The sequence below is a fragment of the Kitasatospora sp. NPDC005856 genome (assembly GCF_040629945.1).
Lineage (GTDB): Bacteria > Actinomycetota > Actinomycetes > Streptomycetales > Streptomycetaceae > Kitasatospora.
Genome location: NZ_JBEXWT010000014.1, coordinates 103,254 through 119,160 on the forward strand (window position 1 = coordinate 103,254; position 15,907 = coordinate 119,160).

The 15,907-nt window shown below is 71.5% G+C and carries 37 protein-coding genes; all 37 read right to left on the reverse strand.

The window, feature by feature from the left end; translation table 11 throughout:
* Positions 1-24: 24 nt before the first annotated feature.
* The gene (locus ABZ449_RS11835; RefSeq protein WP_360344135.1) at positions 25-249 is read right to left on the reverse strand and encodes a hypothetical protein; all 225 of its coding nucleotides are present in this window, start codon (positions 247-249) and stop codon (positions 25-27) included.
* Positions 249-884 (reverse strand): hypothetical protein, encoded by a 636-nt coding sequence (locus ABZ449_RS11840; RefSeq protein ID WP_360344138.1) that lies wholly within the window; start codon positions 882-884, stop codon positions 249-251. Before ABZ449_RS11840 ends, ABZ449_RS11835 begins: the two co-directional genes overlap by 1 nt.
* A 98-nt stretch (positions 885-982) precedes the next feature.
* Complete coding sequence (locus ABZ449_RS11845; protein WP_360344141.1) at positions 983-1,249, reverse strand: hypothetical protein; 267 nt, start codon at positions 1,247-1,249, stop codon at positions 983-985.
* Between the two features lie 51 nt (positions 1,250-1,300).
* Positions 1,301-1,450: a hypothetical protein gene (locus ABZ449_RS11850; RefSeq protein ID WP_360344144.1), complete on the reverse strand. Its 150-nt coding sequence runs from the start codon at positions 1,448-1,450 to the stop codon at positions 1,301-1,303.
* Positions 1,451-1,510: 60 nt separating this feature from the next.
* Entirely contained in the window at positions 1,511-2,098 is a 588-nt protein-coding gene (locus ABZ449_RS11855; protein WP_360344147.1) for a hypothetical protein, read from the reverse strand.
* Positions 2,095-2,247 (reverse strand): hypothetical protein, encoded by a 153-nt coding sequence (locus tag ABZ449_RS11860; protein ID WP_360344150.1) that lies wholly within the window; start codon positions 2,245-2,247, stop codon positions 2,095-2,097. The genes ABZ449_RS11855 and ABZ449_RS11860 overlap by 4 nt, the downstream gene beginning before the upstream one ends.
* Positions 2,244-2,405 carry a hypothetical protein gene (locus tag ABZ449_RS11865; RefSeq protein ID WP_360344153.1) on the reverse strand — a complete coding sequence of 54 codons (162 nt, stop codon included), beginning with the start codon at positions 2,403-2,405 and terminating at the stop codon, positions 2,244-2,246. Before ABZ449_RS11865 ends, ABZ449_RS11860 begins: the two co-directional genes overlap by 4 nt.
* Positions 2,402-2,659 carry a hypothetical protein gene (locus ABZ449_RS11870; RefSeq protein WP_360344156.1) on the reverse strand — a complete coding sequence of 86 codons (258 nt, stop codon included), beginning with the start codon at positions 2,657-2,659 and terminating at the stop codon, positions 2,402-2,404. The genes ABZ449_RS11865 and ABZ449_RS11870 overlap by 4 nt, the downstream gene beginning before the upstream one ends.
* Positions 2,659-2,859 carry a helix-turn-helix transcriptional regulator gene (locus tag ABZ449_RS11875; RefSeq protein ID WP_360344159.1) on the reverse strand — a complete coding sequence of 67 codons (201 nt, stop codon included), beginning with the start codon at positions 2,857-2,859 and terminating at the stop codon, positions 2,659-2,661. The genes ABZ449_RS11870 and ABZ449_RS11875 overlap by 1 nt, the downstream gene beginning before the upstream one ends.
* Positions 2,856-3,206 (reverse strand): hypothetical protein, encoded by a 351-nt coding sequence (locus ABZ449_RS11880; RefSeq protein WP_360344162.1) that lies wholly within the window; start codon positions 3,204-3,206, stop codon positions 2,856-2,858. Before ABZ449_RS11880 ends, ABZ449_RS11875 begins: the two co-directional genes overlap by 4 nt.
* A gap of 64 nt (positions 3,207-3,270) precedes the next feature.
* Entirely contained in the window at positions 3,271-3,510 is a 240-nt protein-coding gene (locus ABZ449_RS11885) for a hypothetical protein (RefSeq protein ID WP_360344165.1), read from the reverse strand.
* Positions 3,511-3,575: 65 nt separating this feature from the next.
* Positions 3,576-4,112: a hypothetical protein gene (locus ABZ449_RS11890; protein ID WP_360344168.1), complete on the reverse strand. Its 537-nt coding sequence runs from the start codon at positions 4,110-4,112 to the stop codon at positions 3,576-3,578.
* Positions 4,113-4,123: 11 nt separating this feature from the next.
* The gene (locus tag ABZ449_RS11895) at positions 4,124-4,327 is read right to left on the reverse strand and encodes a hypothetical protein (RefSeq protein WP_360344171.1); all 204 of its coding nucleotides are present in this window, start codon (positions 4,325-4,327) and stop codon (positions 4,124-4,126) included.
* Positions 4,328-4,382: 55 nt separating this feature from the next.
* Positions 4,383-5,774 (reverse strand): DNA methyltransferase, encoded by a 1,392-nt coding sequence (locus ABZ449_RS11900; RefSeq protein WP_360344174.1) that lies wholly within the window; start codon positions 5,772-5,774, stop codon positions 4,383-4,385.
* Positions 5,775-5,868: 94 nt separating this feature from the next.
* Positions 5,869-6,477 (reverse strand): hypothetical protein, encoded by a 609-nt coding sequence (locus ABZ449_RS11905; RefSeq protein ID WP_360344177.1) that lies wholly within the window; start codon positions 6,475-6,477, stop codon positions 5,869-5,871.
* On the reverse strand, positions 6,474-6,716 hold the full coding sequence (locus ABZ449_RS11910) for a hypothetical protein (RefSeq protein WP_360344180.1): 243 nt from the start codon (positions 6,714-6,716) through the stop codon (positions 6,474-6,476). Before ABZ449_RS11910 ends, ABZ449_RS11905 begins: the two co-directional genes overlap by 4 nt.
* Positions 6,713-7,138: a hypothetical protein gene (locus tag ABZ449_RS11915; RefSeq protein WP_360344183.1), complete on the reverse strand. Its 426-nt coding sequence runs from the start codon at positions 7,136-7,138 to the stop codon at positions 6,713-6,715. The genes ABZ449_RS11910 and ABZ449_RS11915 overlap by 4 nt, the downstream gene beginning before the upstream one ends.
* The gene (locus ABZ449_RS11920; RefSeq protein WP_360344186.1) at positions 7,135-7,377 is read right to left on the reverse strand and encodes a hypothetical protein; all 243 of its coding nucleotides are present in this window, start codon (positions 7,375-7,377) and stop codon (positions 7,135-7,137) included. The genes ABZ449_RS11915 and ABZ449_RS11920 overlap by 4 nt, the downstream gene beginning before the upstream one ends.
* On the reverse strand, positions 7,374-7,592 hold the full coding sequence (locus tag ABZ449_RS11925) for a hypothetical protein (protein ID WP_360344189.1): 219 nt from the start codon (positions 7,590-7,592) through the stop codon (positions 7,374-7,376). Before ABZ449_RS11925 ends, ABZ449_RS11920 begins: the two co-directional genes overlap by 4 nt.
* A gap of 10 nt (positions 7,593-7,602) precedes the next feature.
* Positions 7,603-7,773, reverse strand: a complete 171-nt coding sequence (locus ABZ449_RS11930) for a hypothetical protein (protein WP_360344192.1) — start codon at positions 7,771-7,773, stop codon at positions 7,603-7,605.
* Positions 7,774-7,783: 10 nt separating this feature from the next.
* Positions 7,784-7,969 (reverse strand): hypothetical protein, encoded by a 186-nt coding sequence (locus tag ABZ449_RS11935; RefSeq protein WP_360344195.1) that lies wholly within the window; start codon positions 7,967-7,969, stop codon positions 7,784-7,786.
* 11 nt (positions 7,970-7,980) lie between these two features.
* The gene (locus tag ABZ449_RS11940) at positions 7,981-8,751 is read right to left on the reverse strand and encodes a hypothetical protein (protein WP_360344198.1); all 771 of its coding nucleotides are present in this window, start codon (positions 8,749-8,751) and stop codon (positions 7,981-7,983) included.
* Positions 8,751-9,683 (reverse strand): hypothetical protein, encoded by a 933-nt coding sequence (locus ABZ449_RS11945; protein WP_360344201.1) that lies wholly within the window; start codon positions 9,681-9,683, stop codon positions 8,751-8,753. Before ABZ449_RS11945 ends, ABZ449_RS11940 begins: the two co-directional genes overlap by 1 nt.
* A gap of 77 nt (positions 9,684-9,760) precedes the next feature.
* On the reverse strand, positions 9,761-10,030 hold the full coding sequence (locus ABZ449_RS11950; RefSeq protein WP_360344204.1) for a hypothetical protein: 270 nt from the start codon (positions 10,028-10,030) through the stop codon (positions 9,761-9,763).
* 139 nt (positions 10,031-10,169) lie between these two features.
* Entirely contained in the window at positions 10,170-10,313 is a 144-nt protein-coding gene (locus tag ABZ449_RS11955; protein WP_360344207.1) for a hypothetical protein, read from the reverse strand.
* Positions 10,310-10,762, reverse strand: a complete 453-nt coding sequence (locus ABZ449_RS11960) for a helix-turn-helix domain-containing protein (protein WP_360344210.1) — start codon at positions 10,760-10,762, stop codon at positions 10,310-10,312. Before ABZ449_RS11960 ends, ABZ449_RS11955 begins: the two co-directional genes overlap by 4 nt.
* Entirely contained in the window at positions 10,759-11,517 is a 759-nt protein-coding gene (locus tag ABZ449_RS11965) for an exonuclease domain-containing protein (protein ID WP_360344213.1), read from the reverse strand. The genes ABZ449_RS11960 and ABZ449_RS11965 overlap by 4 nt, the downstream gene beginning before the upstream one ends.
* Positions 11,514-12,041 (reverse strand): hypothetical protein, encoded by a 528-nt coding sequence (locus ABZ449_RS11970; protein ID WP_360344216.1) that lies wholly within the window; start codon positions 12,039-12,041, stop codon positions 11,514-11,516. Before ABZ449_RS11970 ends, ABZ449_RS11965 begins: the two co-directional genes overlap by 4 nt.
* The gene (locus tag ABZ449_RS11975) at positions 12,038-13,003 is read right to left on the reverse strand and encodes a hypothetical protein (RefSeq protein ID WP_360344219.1); all 966 of its coding nucleotides are present in this window, start codon (positions 13,001-13,003) and stop codon (positions 12,038-12,040) included. Before ABZ449_RS11975 ends, ABZ449_RS11970 begins: the two co-directional genes overlap by 4 nt.
* Before the next feature lie 133 nt (positions 13,004-13,136).
* Positions 13,137-13,298: a hypothetical protein gene (locus ABZ449_RS11980; RefSeq protein ID WP_360344222.1), complete on the reverse strand. Its 162-nt coding sequence runs from the start codon at positions 13,296-13,298 to the stop codon at positions 13,137-13,139.
* Positions 13,295-13,471, reverse strand: coding sequence for a hypothetical protein (locus ABZ449_RS11985; RefSeq protein ID WP_360344225.1), 177 nt, complete (start codon positions 13,469-13,471; stop codon positions 13,295-13,297). Before ABZ449_RS11985 ends, ABZ449_RS11980 begins: the two co-directional genes overlap by 4 nt.
* Positions 13,468-13,899: a hypothetical protein gene (locus ABZ449_RS11990; RefSeq protein WP_360344228.1), complete on the reverse strand. Its 432-nt coding sequence runs from the start codon at positions 13,897-13,899 to the stop codon at positions 13,468-13,470. The genes ABZ449_RS11985 and ABZ449_RS11990 overlap by 4 nt, the downstream gene beginning before the upstream one ends.
* Positions 13,896-14,234 carry a hypothetical protein gene (locus ABZ449_RS11995; RefSeq protein WP_360344231.1) on the reverse strand — a complete coding sequence of 113 codons (339 nt, stop codon included), beginning with the start codon at positions 14,232-14,234 and terminating at the stop codon, positions 13,896-13,898. The genes ABZ449_RS11990 and ABZ449_RS11995 overlap by 4 nt, the downstream gene beginning before the upstream one ends.
* The gene (locus tag ABZ449_RS12000; RefSeq protein ID WP_360344234.1) at positions 14,231-14,437 is read right to left on the reverse strand and encodes a hypothetical protein; all 207 of its coding nucleotides are present in this window, start codon (positions 14,435-14,437) and stop codon (positions 14,231-14,233) included. The genes ABZ449_RS11995 and ABZ449_RS12000 overlap by 4 nt, the downstream gene beginning before the upstream one ends.
* Positions 14,434-15,210, reverse strand: a complete 777-nt coding sequence (locus tag ABZ449_RS12005; protein ID WP_360344237.1) for a BRO family protein — start codon at positions 15,208-15,210, stop codon at positions 14,434-14,436. Before ABZ449_RS12005 ends, ABZ449_RS12000 begins: the two co-directional genes overlap by 4 nt.
* Positions 15,211-15,298: 88 nt before the next feature.
* The gene (locus ABZ449_RS12010) at positions 15,299-15,574 is read right to left on the reverse strand and encodes a DNA-binding protein (RefSeq protein WP_360344240.1); all 276 of its coding nucleotides are present in this window, start codon (positions 15,572-15,574) and stop codon (positions 15,299-15,301) included.
* Between the two features lie 16 nt (positions 15,575-15,590).
* The gene (locus tag ABZ449_RS12015) at positions 15,591-15,794 is read right to left on the reverse strand and encodes a helix-turn-helix transcriptional regulator (protein WP_360344243.1); all 204 of its coding nucleotides are present in this window, start codon (positions 15,792-15,794) and stop codon (positions 15,591-15,593) included.
* Positions 15,795-15,907 lie beyond the last annotated feature (113 nt).

Sequence of the window (15,907 nt, forward strand, 5' to 3'; positions counted from 1 at the left end):
GACCTGCGGCGTATCAGCCGCGCATCACCGGCGCATCAGGTCGTTCGGCTCGATCTGCAGGAACAAAACACAGCATCCGCCTGCCGGAACACCCGACAGGGACTGGGCCTGCGCCAGAACGTCCGTCGTGAGTTCTTGGCGCGTTGACTGCGGGTGCACCATCACCGTGCCGCTGGAGGTCTGCGTCCGGAGCAGACCAGTGGTGGGTGAGGTCCACTGAATGGTGGCCAGCCAGTGGTAGGTGCGCATCAGGCGGCCGCGAGTTCGGTGAGGACCTGCTCGGCGCGGTCGGCGTACTCGGCGGCGGTGCGGATGCTGAGGCAGTCCTGGTTGCTGCACTCGCGCCAGCCGTCGGGCCGCACGGTGACGGTCAGCATCCGGCAGCTGGGGCAGACCTGTCGTCGGGCCAGGGTCGCTATCGGGAGGCCGGTGGCGCGGTTGAGGTGGCCGTGGAGGCGGCCGATCTCGTCGGCGAGGTCGCGGGCGTACGGGCGGGCGGCGGCCCAGTCGAGGTGGAACTCGAGCACCTTCACCGCGCGGCTGACGGTCCGTTCCCACTCGTAGCCCGCGGGCCGGAGCCAGGCCGTCCAGTCGTTGGCGCGGGCCCGGTCCTCGAGGATGATCCGGGCCCAGTTGGCGAGGAGGTCGAGGCCGGGGGTGTCGTCCTGGTCGTGGTGGTCATCGTGCACCGCGCCGGCCGCGGTCGGCCCGACGAGGGAGAGCACGTCGAGCCGGCACGGGAGGGGTGCGGTGCGGGTGGCGCCGGAGACGCGGGCCCCGCGCCGGCCGGAGCCGGGGGCGAGGGCGAGGTGCGCGAGGGTGATCAGCTCGGGGAGCTGGCCGAGCTGGGTGCGGAGGCGGTCCAGGTGCGGGGCGGGGAGCATGCCGGTCTCCTGATGGTGCGTGGGCGGTATGGTGATCGGACCGCGTGGGGCGCCCTGGCCGTGGTGGGTTCGGGGGCGCCCCTTCGTCATGCAGCAGGTCAGTCGCGCTTCGGCTTGCGGGATGCGGCACGTGCGAGCAGCCAGACCGGCAACCCGAGGACCACGAGGGGCCAACCGATGGCGGCAGCGGCGCCGGCCATCACGGCGAGCCCGGTGTCCGAGTTGTCGTCGTAGCGGGCGAGCAGGACCGCGGTGACGATCCACACGATCAGGGCGATGGCGATGTAGCCGATGACGTACTCGGTCGGCATGCCGCTGCCGTGGTGCGCGGGCTGGGGAATGATGATCACTCCGGCGTTTGACATGGTGACCTCCAGGTCAGCGGATGACAACGAGGGCGGCGGTTACCCGCGGCGTCAGTCCTCGGTCACGGTGACGGTGACGGACTCGATGTGGTCGGCCTCGAACGGGAGGAGCTCGTACTGGCGGGCCACCTCGGGGTCGGTGGTGGTGGTCTGGGTGATCTCGCCGCTGGTGGTGGTGATGGTGATGCGCTGGGTGCTCATGTCGGTCTCCTGGTGCGCTGTGCGGGTCGTGGGCGGGGCGGGGCGGCAGCCAGTGGGACGTCAGCTGGCGGTGTGCGGGTGCTTGCAGAGGATCTGGATGCCGTCTGCGGCGCACCCCTGGCAGTGGGTGTCGCTGTGGGTGGTGGCCAGGTGGCCGCACCGGCACAGTCGGTCCTCGGCGGGGTCCTGCTGGGGGATGAGGCGGTGCTGCTGGTCGCCGGTGCCGATCACGGCCACGCCGGGCGTGACGGTGACGGCCGAAGTCGGGCTGGCCGAGGCGTTGTCGAGGGCGCGGACGGTGGCGCAAGGCCAGCGGATGGCGTTGTCCTCGGATCCGCAGGCACTGCATGCCTGGCTGATGGCCCCGTAGGCGCCGGGGGTGGGGTCGTCGTCGGGGCCCCAGCCGGTGTAGCCGGTGACGGGCTGGTGGAGTTCTCTGATGGCGGCGATGCGGCCCTCGGCCTGCTCGGCGTGCTCGAGGTTCTCGCGGGCGACGGTGGAGAGCTGGCCGGCGGCGAGGGCAAGCCTGCCCGCGAAGTCGCGCAGGGCCCAGACGTTGGCGCGGAGCAGAGCGTGTTCCTCGGGGGTGAGGCGCCGGTTGGAGGTGTGGCCGATGAGGTGGTCAAGCTGCTCGGCGCTGGGGGTCATCGGGCGGCCTTCCTGGCGTTGCGGGCGAGGGCCCGGCGGGTGGCGCGGTTGGGTCGGGGGTCGGGCGCGTTGTCGGGGACGACCACCTCGTTGCGGACGGTGGTGGTCTCCCAGGTGCGGCCGGGCCGCGGGGGGCGCTCGGTGGTCACTGGCGCTCCAGGGTGGTGATGAGCTGGGCGAACTGGTCGTCGAACTGGGCCTGTTCGTCCTCGGCCTGCTGTCGGGTGTCGAGGTGGCCGAGGAGGGCCGCTCCGAGGCCGACGCCGAGGAGGGCGCCGGCCAGGACCAGCCACGGGCTGACGGTCACGCGGCGTCTCGGACCAGCACGTAGCCGGTGCGGCGGGGCTGCCCGTTCTTGGTGGTCGGGCTGTCGTGGAGCTGGGTGGCCTCCAGCGCGCGGCGGCGGTGGCCGGTGCCGTCGCGGCGGACGGTCTCCACGTCGACCTTGCCGAAGCTGTAGTGGCCCAAAGTGCTGATCGGCTCCCCGACGATTCGGATGGTGGGGCCGCCGCGCGGGTCAAGGCAGCGGTAGATCTGGCCGGGGCGGATGGCGGCGTGCATCACTGCTGGTCTCCGGGCTGGTTGTAGGTCTGGATCGCCTGGTCAACGGTGCGAACGCCGAGCGCGGTGGCGGCCCGGCGCAAGATGCCGTGGATGGTGCTGGAGGCGCGACCAAGGCGGGCTGCGATAGTGCGGACGGAGTAACCCTGGGCGGTGTAGCGGAGGACGTCGGCCTCGCGCGGGGTGAGGGGGCGGGTCACTTCTGGTCTCCGTCCTGGCCGAGCACCGCGCGGGCCACGGCAAGGGCGTGCTCGGGCTGCTGACGGGCGATCCAGGCCGCGCGGGCGGAGGGGTCGTCCGGCCAGACCTGAGCGGCGGCGACCTCAGATGCGGTGATCCCGCGTACCTCTCGCTCCAGCCACTTCGCGAGGGCCCAGGCGATGTTGGAGTTGGCGATCTCGGGGGCGCCGTTGATGAGGCGTTGGGCTGCAGCAGCGAGCACGTCGGCGGGCTGGTTGGCCGGGGCGGCCAGGCTCGCGGCGGTACGCTGCTCGGCCCGGGCGAGTACGTCGTTGAGGTATATGCGCTGCTCGTGACGGTCGGTCACGGGTACTCCTTGGGGTCGGTGGTGGGGCCTGCCGCGGGGTGCGGCAGGCCGGGGCGGGTGGTGGTCAGTCCTGGGTCGTGTCCGGGGGCGGGAGGATGCCGGCGGCCACGGCGGCACGGATCCACTCGCGGGCCTCACGGATCAGGGCGTCGGGGTTGTCCTTGCCGAGGCTGAGCCAGCTCGCGTGGCTGCGTCCCGTTTGCATGCGCCAGCGCGCTGCGGCGAGTTCGCGGATCCGGGGGTCGTTGGCGTAGTGCACGGTCTCGGCTGCGGCGATGTCGAGCGGGGTGTCGTAGTAGGACACGGGTTCTCCTTCGGGGTTGGGCTGCCCACGGGTTGCGGGCGGCGGTGACGGGCGTCAGCGGGTCGTCAGGTGGTCGTGGCGCTGGTGCCGAGTCGGCGTTCGGCGGATTCGGCGAGGGTGCGGTAGTGGTGGCTGAGTCGGACCATTTCGTCCAACTCGGCGCGGAGCCGGGCGTTCTCGGCCTCCGCACGCTGGCGGGCCTCGTGTGGGGTCAGGGCGCCGGGCGCGTGCCGCTGGACGACGAGGGTGTAGGTCTCCGGCAACTTGGCGATCTTGACGTCGAACATCAGCTTCGTCTCGCTGTAGTTCGGCGCGTCGCCGAGCAGGGCCCGGGCAGCGGCCACGTAGGCGGCGGCGAAGTCGCGGCCGGCGGCGAGGTCCATCTCCCAGCGCCCGGCGCGGAAGTCGGCCCACTTGATGCCGAGCTGGTCCTCCTGGCTGCGGATCCAGCGCTCGCCAGCCTCGGAGGCGAGTTCCTCGTCGCGGTAGGCATCGAGGAGGCGTTCGGCTTCGTGCTCGGGCAGGCCGAGGATGTCGGCGTCCGATTCGGTGGGGTCGCACAGGGCGGTCAGCAGTTGCTCGCGGATGGTGGGCTGGTTCATCGGGTGTCCTCTCAGGCGCAGATGACGCAGCGGTGGTCGGCGCTCTCGCTGTCGTCGCACTGGTCCACGCAGGCGCGGCAGTAGTCGGTCAGGCCGTGACGGCCGTGGCCGTCGAACCGGGTGTCGGTGTGGTCGAACTGCCGGCCGCAGCGGGCGCAGGTGCCGCAGCAGATGCCCATGCAGGTGTCGGGGTTGTGGTCGGTGCGCTTGGGCATCGGGCCTCCGTGGTGTGTGTGTGGCGGCCGGTGGGTGCCGGCCGCCCGGGGTGGGTCAGAAGAGGGCGGCGGGCAGCGGCCGGGAGAGGCGGACGCGGCACAGCTCGGCGTGGGCGGGGTCGAGCTCGATGCCGGCCGCGTGCATGCCTTCCAGCGCAGCAGCCTCGAGCGTGGTGCCGGATCCGGCGAACGGGTCGAGGACAAGGCCGCCAGGGGGAGTGACGAGCCGGACAAGCCAGCGCATCAGTGCCAGGGGCTTGACCGTGGTGTGGACGGTGCCGCCTGCGGTTTTGGGGCGTTCTGATGCCGGGGCCTTGGCCTCGTACCGGAAGGCGGGGAAGAACCGGGCCCGCGGACCGAGTTCGGCCACGGGGCAGTCGCCCGCGCAGGTTGCCTCGGCGCACCGCGTGCTGTGGCCGAGCAGCAGGTTGGTGGGCCAGCGGCCAGCAGGGTGGGAGCTGTCCGTTCGTTGTCCGGTCCACTCGCCGAGGGTGGCGCCGTTGCGGTTGGAGGCGAGGCCAACGACGGATGCGCACTTGTCGAGGTAGTCCTGGCCAGCCTCGGTTCGGCAGCCGTCGATGTTGAGGGCGCCGGTGCCGTACAGCAGCACGTTCGCGACGGTCGACTCGAAGCCGGTCGACTTGCGGGCGAGGACGATCGGCTCGTGTGCGGGCTTGAGCTGGGTGTTCCAGCCGTCCCACCGGCGGGCCGCGTCCGTGGCCGGCGCGGTCAAGGGGTAGGCGCCGTCGCTGAGCGGGGCAAGTTGGACATCCGATGCTCGGCGAACCCGGCGGCCCTGGCCCACGGTCTCGCGGCTCGCCCAGGCCTCGCAAAGCTGGCCCTTGCGGGCATTGAGCTCGGCAACGACCGGCCAGATGTCGGCATCGTCGAAGCCGAGTGCCTCGCGCAGGCGGTCCCACTGCTCGGGCCTCGGCACGGCCGCGGCCCTGCCTTGGGTGGTCCACTGGCCGGCCATGCCGTTGAAGCCCCACAGGGCGTCTATCTGCGGGTTGGTCCAGCCGGCGGCGTCTCGGGCGGCGGCCAGCCATGCGGTGACCTGCAGGACTAGGGCGCGGTCGTCGCGGTGTCGGTCGATCAGCTTGGCAATGTCCTGGCCCTTGGGGAATCCCGAGCCGTAGATCCAGTGCAGGGAGTCGCGGATTTCGAAGCCGGCGTCCTCGATGGCTACGGCGAGGCGGTGGTAGGTGCGGGGGGAGCCGAAGGCGAGGAGGTGGCCGCCGGGCTTGAGGACGCGCCAGCAGTGCCGCCACAGCTCCACGCTGTAGGCGATACCGGTGGAGTCCCATGCGCGGCCCATGAAGGCGATCTCGTACGGGGGGTCGGTGACGATGGCGTCGACGCTGGCGTCCGCGAGAGTGGGGAGCACTGCAAGGCTGTCGCCGAGGTGCAAGGTGACGGCGTCGTCTTGGTAGTGGGGCTGGGGCATGGTGCTCCTCGGCTTGTGGCGTGGCTGTGGGGGCGCGTCACGGGCCTGGCGCGCCCCCGTGGTGTCCGTGGTCCGGTGCGCGGCTGGTAGGCGCTCAGGCGGGCCGCGTGGGGCTCTGGTCGGCCGTCTGGGGGTGGAGTTCGGTGACTCGCCCAGGGCCGCGGCTGAGCGGGCCGTCCGTGTCGGGGCGGACGTGGATCATCTGGTGGGCACCGTCCTCGGTGGTCCAGTCCCAGGAGCGGATCCCCTCGCCGCGGGCGAGGCTGGCGCAGTGGGCGAGCGCGTCGGCCTCGGTGGTCCACAGTGTGGGTTCGGCGCCTTCGTATTCCGCGAGCCAGTAGGCGGGCCGCGTGGGGCCGCTGGGGCCGGGCTGCTGGTTGGCCGCGAACTGCTCGCGGATCTCGGCGCCGTTCTGGAGGAAGACGAGGATCATCTGCTGGTCGAAGTCCGGGCCGTGGGTCTGGATCATCTCGGCGACGTGGTCGGCAGCCTGTCGGTAGCCGGCGGCCTTGGCGCTGGCGAGCTGGGTCTCCAGTTCCCGGACCCGGGTGCGGGCCTGGTCCCGCTCGTCGGTGACGCGGTGCAGGGGGCTGGGGCCCTGGTAGGGGCGGCCCTTCGGCTGAGGGTTGAGGCCGAGGTCGGTGGCCATGGCGTCGAGCCACTGGTCGAAGCCGGGCGGTTCGGGGGTGTCGTGCTGGCTCATCGGGTGGTCTCCTCGGGCAGCAGGGTCAAGGTGGTCTGTGCGCTCTCGGCTGCGGTGGCGAGCTGGGCGAGCGTGATGGCGTCCTCGGCGAGCCGGCGGGCATCACCGGGGTGGACGGTTCCGGCAGCGGCGTGGCGGGCGGTCTGCTCGGCCAGGCGGGTCAGGGCGGTTCGCACGTCGGCGGCGGTCCGCTCGGCGGCCAGTTCGGCGAGTCGACGAGCGGGGTCGAGGGCGCTCATCGGGTGGTCTCCTCGGTGGTGGTGCGCTTGGCGTGGTCGTTGGGGCTGATGCGGCCGGTCCGCCAGTGCACGCGGTGGGTGGGCGGCCGGCCGGTGCCCTCGCACGTCCAGGCGCCGCGGCCGCCGCGAGTGCGGTGCGGCCTGGTGTTGCCGTCCTGGTCGAGTCCACGGTTCCTGCCGCAGCCCCAACACCAGCCGCGGTTGGTCGGCTGCTCGACGTCGGGCCAGATCAGGCCGTAGGTGGGGTGCGCGTTGACGAGGTGACGTTGGCCGGGGAGCCGGAGGCGGAGGTAGGGGCCGCGACAGCTGGCGATGGTGACGGTTTGCGGCTTGGCGGCGCCGTCGGGGTGCCAGGTGAGTTGGAGGCCGCGGCGGGCGGGGACGTTGTAGGTCCGCTGGATCCACGTCTGCGAGCTGGTCATCGGGCACCGGCCTCGGTGGCCGGCTGGACGGTGTAGGTGCCGTCGGTCTGGCGGGTGATGGTGTCGCCGAAGCGGGCCCAGGTGCGGGGCCGGTTGCCGTGGGCCCAGATGGTGAGGCCGTCCGGGACGACGTGGCCGGTGTTGTCGACCCGGTTGTGGACCTTGCTGTGGCCGATGGTGGTCCACAGGCGGTAGAGGTTCTCGGGCGTCAGGACCCACTCGGCGGGCTGCGTGGTCACGCGACACCGTCCCGGGCCCACTGGGCGATCTGCTCGCCGGTCGGCTCGATCCAGTAGGTGATGCCGTGCGGGCAGGTCAGGCCGTCCTTGGTGTAGGGGCCGGCCACGAGCGGGGGCACGGTGCTGACGGTGATCTCGGTGGGCTGGTCGCCACAGACCTTGGCCCACTTCTCACGGAGCGTCTGCTCGCATTCGTGCTGGAACAGGCTGGTCACGGTGGTCTCCTCAGGCGGCGGGGCGGTTGGCGGCGATGGCGTCGCGGACGGTCCGGATCGGGACACGGAAGATCCGGGCAACCTTCATCAGCGGGGTGTGGTGCTCGCCGTTCCGGTAGTCGTGGCGGGCCTTGGCGGCCTTCCACGCGAGGTACATGCGGCGCTCGGGCGTCTGCGGCACGGTGGTCTCCTCAGGCGGCGGGTTGGGTGGTGAGGATCCAGGCCTTGGCGCGGCTGGGGTGGACGCCGGCGGCGACGGGGCGGCCGGTGGTGCGGCCGATGCACGGGGTGTTGACCTTGGCCCAGCAGTAGTTGAGGGGGCAGGGGATGGCCCACTCGGGCGGGCGGTCGTGGTGGCGGCGGAGGCCCGGGGGCATCGGGGCGCCCATCACGCGGCGGGACGGGTGCTCAAGCGGCCCGGGTGAACGCCGTCGTGGAAGCGGCCGTCCGGATGTGCGCACGGCACGCCCATGGGGGCGTGGCAGCTGGGGCATGCCCGGGCTGCTATGGCTGCGGCGTCGGTCCGGCCGGGGTGTGGGCTGGTGCGGTGGAACCAGGTGCCGGGCTTGTCGCCCTTGGCGGCGCGGCGGCGCTTGCACGGGTCGTTGGTGTTGGCATGGCACCAGGGGCACGGGACGGCGAGGGCGTCGGCGTCACCGCGGAGGCGGGCTTCCTCGCGGGCCTTGCGGCCGGGCAGGGCGTCGGCGAGAGCCTCGCGGACGTGGTCGGGCATGCGGCCCACACCGGTGAGGGCATCGGCAACGGACGGGTGGGGGCCATCGGTCAACTGCTTGATGGGCTCGGCCTCGAGGCGGCCGTCGGCGATCGCGGCGATTTGCTGGCGGCGACGCTGGACGAACTCGGCGCCGGTCTCGGAGCTGGCCGGGAGGGGGTAGGTGAACGCGCCGTCGGGGATGCGTTCGTCGCGGATCTGCCGGCGGAGCTGACGGACGTGGTGGGGCTGGATCCAGCGGGTGCCGTCGAGGTTACCGTCCTGGGTGGGTTGGGCGTAGAAGCGGGCGACCGCGGCAAAGGCGTCAGCGTCGCCGGGGACGTCCTTGAGGGCTTCGGCCCAGGCGATGCTGGCGGCCTTGGACGGTTTGCGGTTGTCGAACGCGGCGGCGTGGGCGAGGAGCTTGGTCGCTTCAACGGCGTCCACTAGTTGCTCCCTTCTGCGAGGAGTTCGTTCATGAGGTCGTAGTGCTCGGCGACGCGGCTGTCGGTGCCGGGGAGGTGGCCCTGGGCGCCGGTGGTGGCGAGGCCGCTGCTGGGCTGCTGCCGATCGCGGCTGGCCTGGAGGCGCATCTGGTCGTACTTGTCGCGGAGCTTGGGCATCGACAGGACGACGCCGCGCCAGAACTCGGAGGCCTGCGACCACTCAATGGCGCCGAGGACCTGTTCGACGGTGCGGCCGTCCTTGTCGAGCAGCAGTCGGGCGGAGGTGCGCCACCGGTCGGTGATGGTGGGCCGCTTGCTGCCGTTGGCTTCGACGGCGTCGGCGAGGGCCCGACAGATGCGTTCGACGTCGGCTCGTGGCGGCTCGTCGTGGTCGGACTTGCGGCGCGCACGTGAAGAAGTACGAAGTACTTCTTCTCTCTCTGCCTCTGTCTCTGTCTCTGCTTCGGTTTTGGTTCGCGTTTGCTTCAGCAAATCCGAAGCAAGTGCTTCACCGTTTGCTTCGCTCGCAGAGGCGGCCCGACGGGACTCACCGGAACGCTTTCCACCCCGCTGACCTGCGGCGGAGCGCTTCTCGCGGAGCGAGGCGACCTCGGCAGCAGACCGCTGGTGCTCGAGGTAGTCATGCACGACGTACACATCGTGGCTCCCAACGGGGCATCGAGAGCAGTCGTGTTCGCCCTCGTGAAGCAAGCCAACGCGAAGCAGTGCCGAAGCAAGTGCTTCAGGGTTGTTCAGGTCGGTCAGCCGGCGGAACAGGCGCTTCGGAACCAGGCCGTCGGTCAGCTGACGAGACGAGTAGCAGAGCGCACTGACGTACAGCCACGCCGCCTCCCCGCCCACCTCGATGATCTTCGGGTGGTCCGTCAGCCCGTCGTGGACACGGACGTACGTGCGCCGGTCCTTCTCGGCCATGTGCTGGTCTCCGGTCGTTGGTGCGGGAGGGGGTTGGTGGCCTGGGGCGGGGGACAGAGCCGCCCCACCCCAGGCGGTCAGGTGAGGACCAGCACAAGCTGCCCCGGGCCGGGCTTGGGCCGGGTGTCCAGCTCGGCATCGCGGGCCTCGTCGTGGTCCTCATCGAGGGCCTCGCAGATCAGCAAGCCGTTGACGTTCTTGGTCCAGCCGCCGCGAAGGGCGAAGGCCTCACACTCGCGGCTGAACTCGGCCCAGCCGCAGGAGAAGTCGTCGTAGTCGCCGAAGACCTCGTCGCAGGTCTCGACATCGCAGGCTGCGGTGTGGATGGTGATGTCGTAGGTGCCCATCACGTCTCCTTCGGGTCTGGTGGTTCGGGGCGTCCGGCCTGCGCGGCCGGGGTGTGGTCGGGGCAGCGCGGCCCCTGGATGTACGGCCGGGCCGGCTGCCCGCAGTACTCGCGCACCGCGGGCAGCCACTGCCGGCACGTCACGCCGTGGGCTGGTCGAGGCCAAGCGCGGCCAGCAGCAGCGCCAGGTCGGCCTCGTCACGGGCCATCGCCTCGCAGTACCGGCGGGCCGCGGCGAGCGTCTCCGCGGACTGCGGCGGGGCCGTGTACCTGCGGGCCGTCACGCCGCCACCCGCCTCAACCACTTGCGGACTGTGTCCGGGTCGATACCCAACTGCCGGGCGGTCTCCGTCACCGTGTAGCCCTGCCCCAGGTGGATCTCACGGGCGAGCTGCACCCGCTCCGACTTCAGGACCCGCTCGGCGCCGAGGTCCGCCGGCGGCTCGACGTCAGCCGCGAGACTACGGATCCGCAGCCGAGGTCCGGTCACGATCGGCGGCTTCGGCCGGCCGTGCTCGTCCCAGGTGATGAACCCGAGCGCATCGTCGACCGGCGTCCCCGGATCAACCATGGCGCCGAGGATCACGATGAGCCGGAGCAGATCATCACGGCCCAGGTTCTTGGTGTGGTGGGTGATGTCATGGTGGTCGCCGTCGCCGTGGATGACGCATGCGATCCGAGCTGCCACCGGCATCAACTTCTCGATGCGGTCGCCGCCTTCTTCCGGGCTCACGACGCCACCTCCTGCCGGGGGATCAGCGGCCAGTGACCGTGCACGCCGGAGGCGTCGCGGCCCTGCCGCACCAGGTACTGCCGCAGCCCGTCCGCCTGCTCGCCCGCCCACACGACCTGAGCCGCGTGGAGGTCCGCCAGCGATGCCCCGCCGAGAGCGGGGTGCCGCTCGGCGATCTCGTACGCCACCCGCACCGCGGCAAGCGCGTCGGCCGCCGCCTCGTGCGCGCCGTCCAGCCGCACTCCGTAGTGCCCACACAGGGCGGTCAGGGTGCGCTTGCCGCGCCGGTACCGGTCGACCTGCCGGTCCAGGACCAGCGGATCCACGACGACCGGCTCCCGGCCGGCTTGCACCGCAAGCGGCCTGTATCCGTGCCGCTCCAACTCCCGGTCCAGCATCGTGAAGTCGTACGGCGCGTTCATGGCCACGATCGGGGTGCCCTCGGCGACGTGCTCGGCCAGCGCGATGCCGACCTCCCGCACCACCCGCGCAGCCGGACGCCCCATCGTGCGGGCCCTCTCCGTCGTGATGCCGTGCACCGCGGCCGCCCCCTCGGGGATCTCCACCCCCGGGTCGGCAATCCAGCCGAACCGGTCCACAGCCAGCCACCGCGAGGCGTTGTCCTCGCGGGACTTCCACCGCTGCGGTCCCACCCGCAGCACCGCGGCGGTCACGATCCGGTCCACCTGCGGGTCGACGCCCGTACTCTCCAGGTCGAAGCCGACCAGCGGCCAGCAGTGCCAGGGCCGGCTCACTCGGCACCCCCGACGGTCAGCTCCGGCAGAACCAGCGCAGCCAGCTCCCCGGCCTGCCACGCGGCAGCCACCAGGTCCCGGCCGCCCTTGTCGAACCGCACCGAGTGTGAGCGGGCCCGGGTGGCCCGGATCTCCACACCCGGCACCGTGTGCACCTCGCCCGTCTCCGTGTCGCACCACTGCGGCACGCCAGCGGCGGTCATCTCCGCCAGCAGCGCGGTCTGCGTTGCCGGCCGAACCTCGGTCACCACCCGACGGGTGATGGCGTTCGAGTCGGGGTGGTGGTCGCGGACCCAGGCGAGGAACGCCTCCGGGTCGGTCACCGTCGCGGCCGGCGACGGGTCCGTCAGGCTGACCTTCGCGACCTGCTGCCCGGACGGCAGCAGCGCGGCCACTTGCCGAACACCGGCCGACTCGTCCAGCGCGGCCTGTACGTCGGCCCGTACGGCCTTGAGCTGGTCGCCGATTGCGTCGGCGAGGGCCTTCAACACCGCCTCGCGGGCGGCCAGATCGGCGAGGCTCACGCGGCACCCCGCAGCAGCTCGGTCATCTCGGCGATCTGCGAGATGTCAGCCCGGGCGAGGTCGACGCCGTACGACTGCAGGAAGTCCTGCTCGATCGTGGCGGCGACGCCGGCGGCGAGCGCGGCACCGCGCAGAGCGTCGATCGCGGCGGTTCGCCCGTCGTCCTCGACGACCTCTGCCTCAACCGGCTCAGCCTCGACGACCGAGGCAGTCTGCGACACTGCAGCGGCCAGGTCGCGGCCCACCTGGGCGATGCTCTCCAGGTAGTGGCCCGGGCGACCATCGGCCTTCGCCTCCTGCCAGAGGCGGCGCACGGTGTCCGCGTCGGCAGCCTTGTACGCCTCGTGCAAGAAGTCACGCGGCTTGGCAACCTGCTCCGCCGGCACCGCCCGCAACGGCTGCACCGGAGCATCAACCGGATTGCCGTCCTGGTCGACGTACGCGCCCAACTCCTCCGGCGTGTAGTGCAGGCCGAACAGCACCTCCTCGCACGCATCCCGGGCCACCTGCGAGATGGCGCGGGCCTTCAGCATCGCGGCGCCGTACTCCTTCCACACCTTCTTGCTGAGGAGCCCGGCGTCCTCCGCGTTCGGGTTGCCCCGCTCGTTGCGCCGCAGTTCCCACGTCACCTCGTAGGTGAAGTCCGGGTCGTCGGCGCGCACGATCTGCGCGGTCGCCGAGAGAGCGTTGCCCTGCACGCGCAGCTTGTGGCCGGCCTGCCGGACGAGCGCCCCGATCAGAGCCGCGCTCGCGGACGGCTTGCCCTCGATCACGTGGATGCCCGTGATAGCGGCGAGGGGGGTGATGCCCAGGGTGCGGCCGTACTCCATGGCGTACAGCACGTTGGCGGGCTGCTTGCGGTACTGGCTGGGCAGCAGGTTGGCGTTGGCGAGGTGTTCGGCGTACCGGACCATGTCCGGCAGCGAGGTGGCGGGTGTGGCCCGCACGATCTCGGTGCTCATTGGTCGTCCTTCGAGGGGAAGTTCAGGGGGCAGATCAGCCAGCCGCGGCCATCGGGCCGGGTGAGCTCCAGGGCCGGGTACGGCCAGGTGCAACGGCGGACACGCAGGGCGGTCAGGGCGCGGAGGCGGCGGATCACTGGCCGTCCGCCTTGCCGCGGCGAGCGATGTACCGGATCTGCTCCGGCGTCACCTCGGCCGCCCGCACCGGACGGACCCGGCGGCGAGCCCGCCAGTCCAGCCACAGCAGCGCGGCGAACACGGCCACGGACACGGGGATCAGGAAGGTGAGGATCACTGCACCTCACCCCGCAACCACCGCTCCCGCAGGCGGGCCACCGCAACCGCGTGCTGGTGCACCACAGTCGGCGGCCACTCCCACAGGTCGTCCCCGTAGAGGTCCATGTACCGCTCCATCAGCGACACTTCGGCCTCCATCTCCCGGCGCACCGGCAGCTCGTCGGCCATCACGCCGCCCTCCGGGCCCACGCCGCGGCCTCGCGGTCCTCCAGCGCCCACCGCTGCGGCATCCACGGACACATCGCCCGCACCAGCGCCGTCCTCGGCAGCACCTCGAACTCGCCCGAGACCGCGGTCAGCTCGACCCGCACACCCGGCAGACCGGGCAGCATCGGCAGCCGCACGTGCCACGCCAGCCCGCCGCCATCCCGCGACGACACCGCACCCGACGCCCAACCCACCAGGTCGAACCAGACACTCAGCGCGGCCACCGAGGCCACCTGCAGACCCACCGTGCGGCCGTCCGCAGCGACGTTCACGTCCAGCACTGACCCCGGCACCGCGGCCACCAGACCGGCCACCGCCCCGCGCACCATGGCCACGTCCACGCCAGCCGTCGGCAGCCACCGCAGCACCGAAACATCCACCAGCGCGCTCACCAGGCACCGCCACGCCCGCGCGACTTCGCGTCCGCGAGGCAGTACCTGGCATCGGCCTTGAGGTCGAACGACCGCGAGTACTGCTTGCCGTCCGTGTCACGCCACCGCGCCTGCCACCTGCCGGACGGCAGCCTGCGGACCGAACCCGACACCGCACGCGGCTCAACCCGCCCCCGCAGCCGCTCGACCTCGTCCTCCGAGGCGTGCAACGCGTCGTCCAGCGCATCGACCTCGTCGAGGAGTTCGACGATGATGCGCGCCTCGGCCGACTCCGTCCCCGCGTACGAAGCCCGGAGCTCCTCGAGGTACGTCTCGCTCAGACCCTTGTCACTCACCGGGCACCGCCCGATCGCGCCGTGTACTCGGCGACCAGCTCGACCGTCTCGGCCGACCACACCGGCAGTGACTCGTCCACCTGCCCGTCCAACACCTCGTACCAGCGGTCCAGCCACGGGTCCTCGACCACCAACTGCGTCGCCGGCGCCGCCAGGGACACGAGCGCGGCATCGATCCGCGCCTCCAACTCCAGCCCCGTCACGCCGCACCACCGATCGCGTCACGCTCGGCCTGCCGCTTGGCGATCCGCCGCTGGATCAGGTCCACGCCCGCCGGTCGCACGTGCAGCGTGTAGTGGGAGCACAGCCCGATCGACCGGTGCTCCACCACGTGTTCCGCCGAGCGGAAGTGCCGCTCGTGCCCGGCGTAGAAGTCCCACTGCATCGACCCGCAGCCCGACGGACGCGCGAAGATCAGCCGCTCCGCGATCAGGAACTGCCGCAGGTCCTGCTGCCGCCAACCCAGCAGCTTCGCCACCTCGCGCACCAGCCGGTCACCCGATCCCACGGACAGGTACGTGTCGTGCGCCAGCGCCTTCGGCTCCAACTCCAGGACCCGCGCCTCCGCAGCGTCCGCCCGGTCCGCCTCAGCGATCACCAGCGCGGCCAGCTCGCGGGGCGACGGCAGCATCGGCACGACCGGCGCCACCGCGTAGGAGCCCGTCCGGCGGATGCTCGGGATCACCTCGTGCGTAATCCACCGCTTGAATGCCTTCGCCTGCGGCTTCCGCGAGCGGAGGATCAGGGAGTAGAGGCCCGCCTCGGAGACGGTCACCATCTGCTGGGGACCGCCGGGGGTGTCCATGGTGTGGACCCCCTTCTCGTCGTCGTCGAGCAGAGCGAGGGAACTGCGCGGGTTGCCGAGGTCGAGCACCATGGCGACGTCGGCGGCGACGAACCAGGGCTCGGAGTTGATGACCGTCACCCGGACCGCGGTTGCGGTCTCCGGGAACGTGTAGGGGATGATGGAGGACAAGACGTCCGCCTCTCTGTGCAGTAGGGGTGGGTCCAAGGGCCTTCGTCCGGGTGCCACCGGGTGGGGGCCCGACCCATGTCAGGGGGGTTCAGGCGGCGAGCGGCTGCTGGCGCTTGGTGCGGCGCGGCTCGGGGGCCTGGCGGGTGGGGTCGAGCTCCGGGTTCGACCGGGAGTCCTGGGCCTCGTGGGCGGCGACCCACTCGTCGAGAGCGGTGATGCGGTACATCCGCCGGCCGCCGAGTCGGAAGCTTGGCGGTCCCATCCGTCGGTCGTTCAGGCAGTACAGCGCCTTCGGAGTGCGTCCGATGTAGGCGGCAGCCTGGTCGTGGGGGAGCAGGGGCGAAGATGCCTCACTGGCACCCATCACTTACCTCCATTGCTCAGCTTGATGGGTCGATGATGTCCGAGACGGCCGCGTTGAGCTTGTCGGCTATGCGCCTTACCACCTCGGGTTGGGCGCCTCGCAGGTCTCGCTCAAGGCGGGACAAGTGCGAGGCGGAGATGTCGACTTGAGCGGCGAAGTTGCGCAGGCCGTGGCCTGCTAGTTCGCGCCTTCGCCGGATTTCTGCGCCTCGCGTTCTCACGACTGAAGACTATGCGCAGTGGTGAGCAATAGCAAGCCTTGGTGAGTACTCGTGAGCAATAAGCCCTGCGACCTGCGGAAATGGCGGGAACCTGACGCGCAGCAGTGAGGTGC

Excerpts from the sequence above, each read along its gene's own strand:
- ABZ449_RS12010 (WP_360344240.1), bottom strand. The coding sequence starts at position 15,574 with ATGGGTGCCAGTGAGGCATCTTCGCCCCTGCTCCCCCACGACCAGGCT.
- ABZ449_RS11850 (WP_360344144.1), bottom strand. The coding sequence starts at position 1,450 with ATGAGCACCCAGCGCATCACCATCACCACCACCAGCGGCGAGATCACC.
- ABZ449_RS11910 (WP_360344180.1), bottom strand. The coding sequence starts at position 6,716 with ATGAGCGCCCTCGACCCCGCTCGTCGACTCGCCGAACTGGCCGCCGAG.
- ABZ449_RS11905 (WP_360344177.1), bottom strand. The coding sequence starts at position 6,477 with ATGAGCCAGCACGACACCCCCGAACCGCCCGGCTTCGACCAGTGGCTC.
- ABZ449_RS11855 (WP_360344147.1), bottom strand. The coding sequence starts at position 2,098 with ATGACCCCCAGCGCCGAGCAGCTTGACCACCTCATCGGCCACACCTCC.
- ABZ449_RS11975 (WP_360344219.1), bottom strand. The coding sequence starts at position 13,003 with ATGAGCACCGAGATCGTGCGGGCCACACCCGCCACCTCGCTGCCGGAC.
- ABZ449_RS11845 (WP_360344141.1), bottom strand. The coding sequence starts at position 1,249 with ATGTCAAACGCCGGAGTGATCATCATTCCCCAGCCCGCGCACCACGGC.
- ABZ449_RS11840 (WP_360344138.1), bottom strand. The coding sequence starts at position 884 with ATGCTCCCCGCCCCGCACCTGGACCGCCTCCGCACCCAGCTCGGCCAG.
- ABZ449_RS11915 (WP_360344183.1), bottom strand. The coding sequence starts at position 7,138 with ATGACCAGCTCGCAGACGTGGATCCAGCGGACCTACAACGTCCCCGCC.
- ABZ449_RS11945 (WP_360344201.1), bottom strand. The coding sequence starts at position 9,683 with ATGGCCGAGAAGGACCGGCGCACGTACGTCCGTGTCCACGACGGGCTG.
- ABZ449_RS11835 (WP_360344135.1), bottom strand. The coding sequence starts at position 249 with ATGCGCACCTACCACTGGCTGGCCACCATTCAGTGGACCTCACCCACC.
- ABZ449_RS11900 (WP_360344174.1), bottom strand. The coding sequence starts at position 5,774 with ATGCCCCAGCCCCACTACCAAGACGACGCCGTCACCTTGCACCTCGGC.
- ABZ449_RS11935 (WP_360344195.1), bottom strand. The coding sequence starts at position 7,969 with ATGCCCCCGGGCCTCCGCCGCCACCACGACCGCCCGCCCGAGTGGGCC.
- ABZ449_RS11895 (WP_360344171.1), bottom strand. The coding sequence starts at position 4,327 with ATGCCCAAGCGCACCGACCACAACCCCGACACCTGCATGGGCATCTGC.
- ABZ449_RS11870 (WP_360344156.1), bottom strand. The coding sequence starts at position 2,659 with ATGCACGCCGCCATCCGCCCCGGCCAGATCTACCGCTGCCTTGACCCG.
- ABZ449_RS11950 (WP_360344204.1), bottom strand. The coding sequence starts at position 10,030 with ATGGGCACCTACGACATCACCATCCACACCGCAGCCTGCGATGTCGAG.
- ABZ449_RS11890 (WP_360344168.1), bottom strand. The coding sequence starts at position 4,112 with ATGAACCAGCCCACCATCCGCGAGCAACTGCTGACCGCCCTGTGCGAC.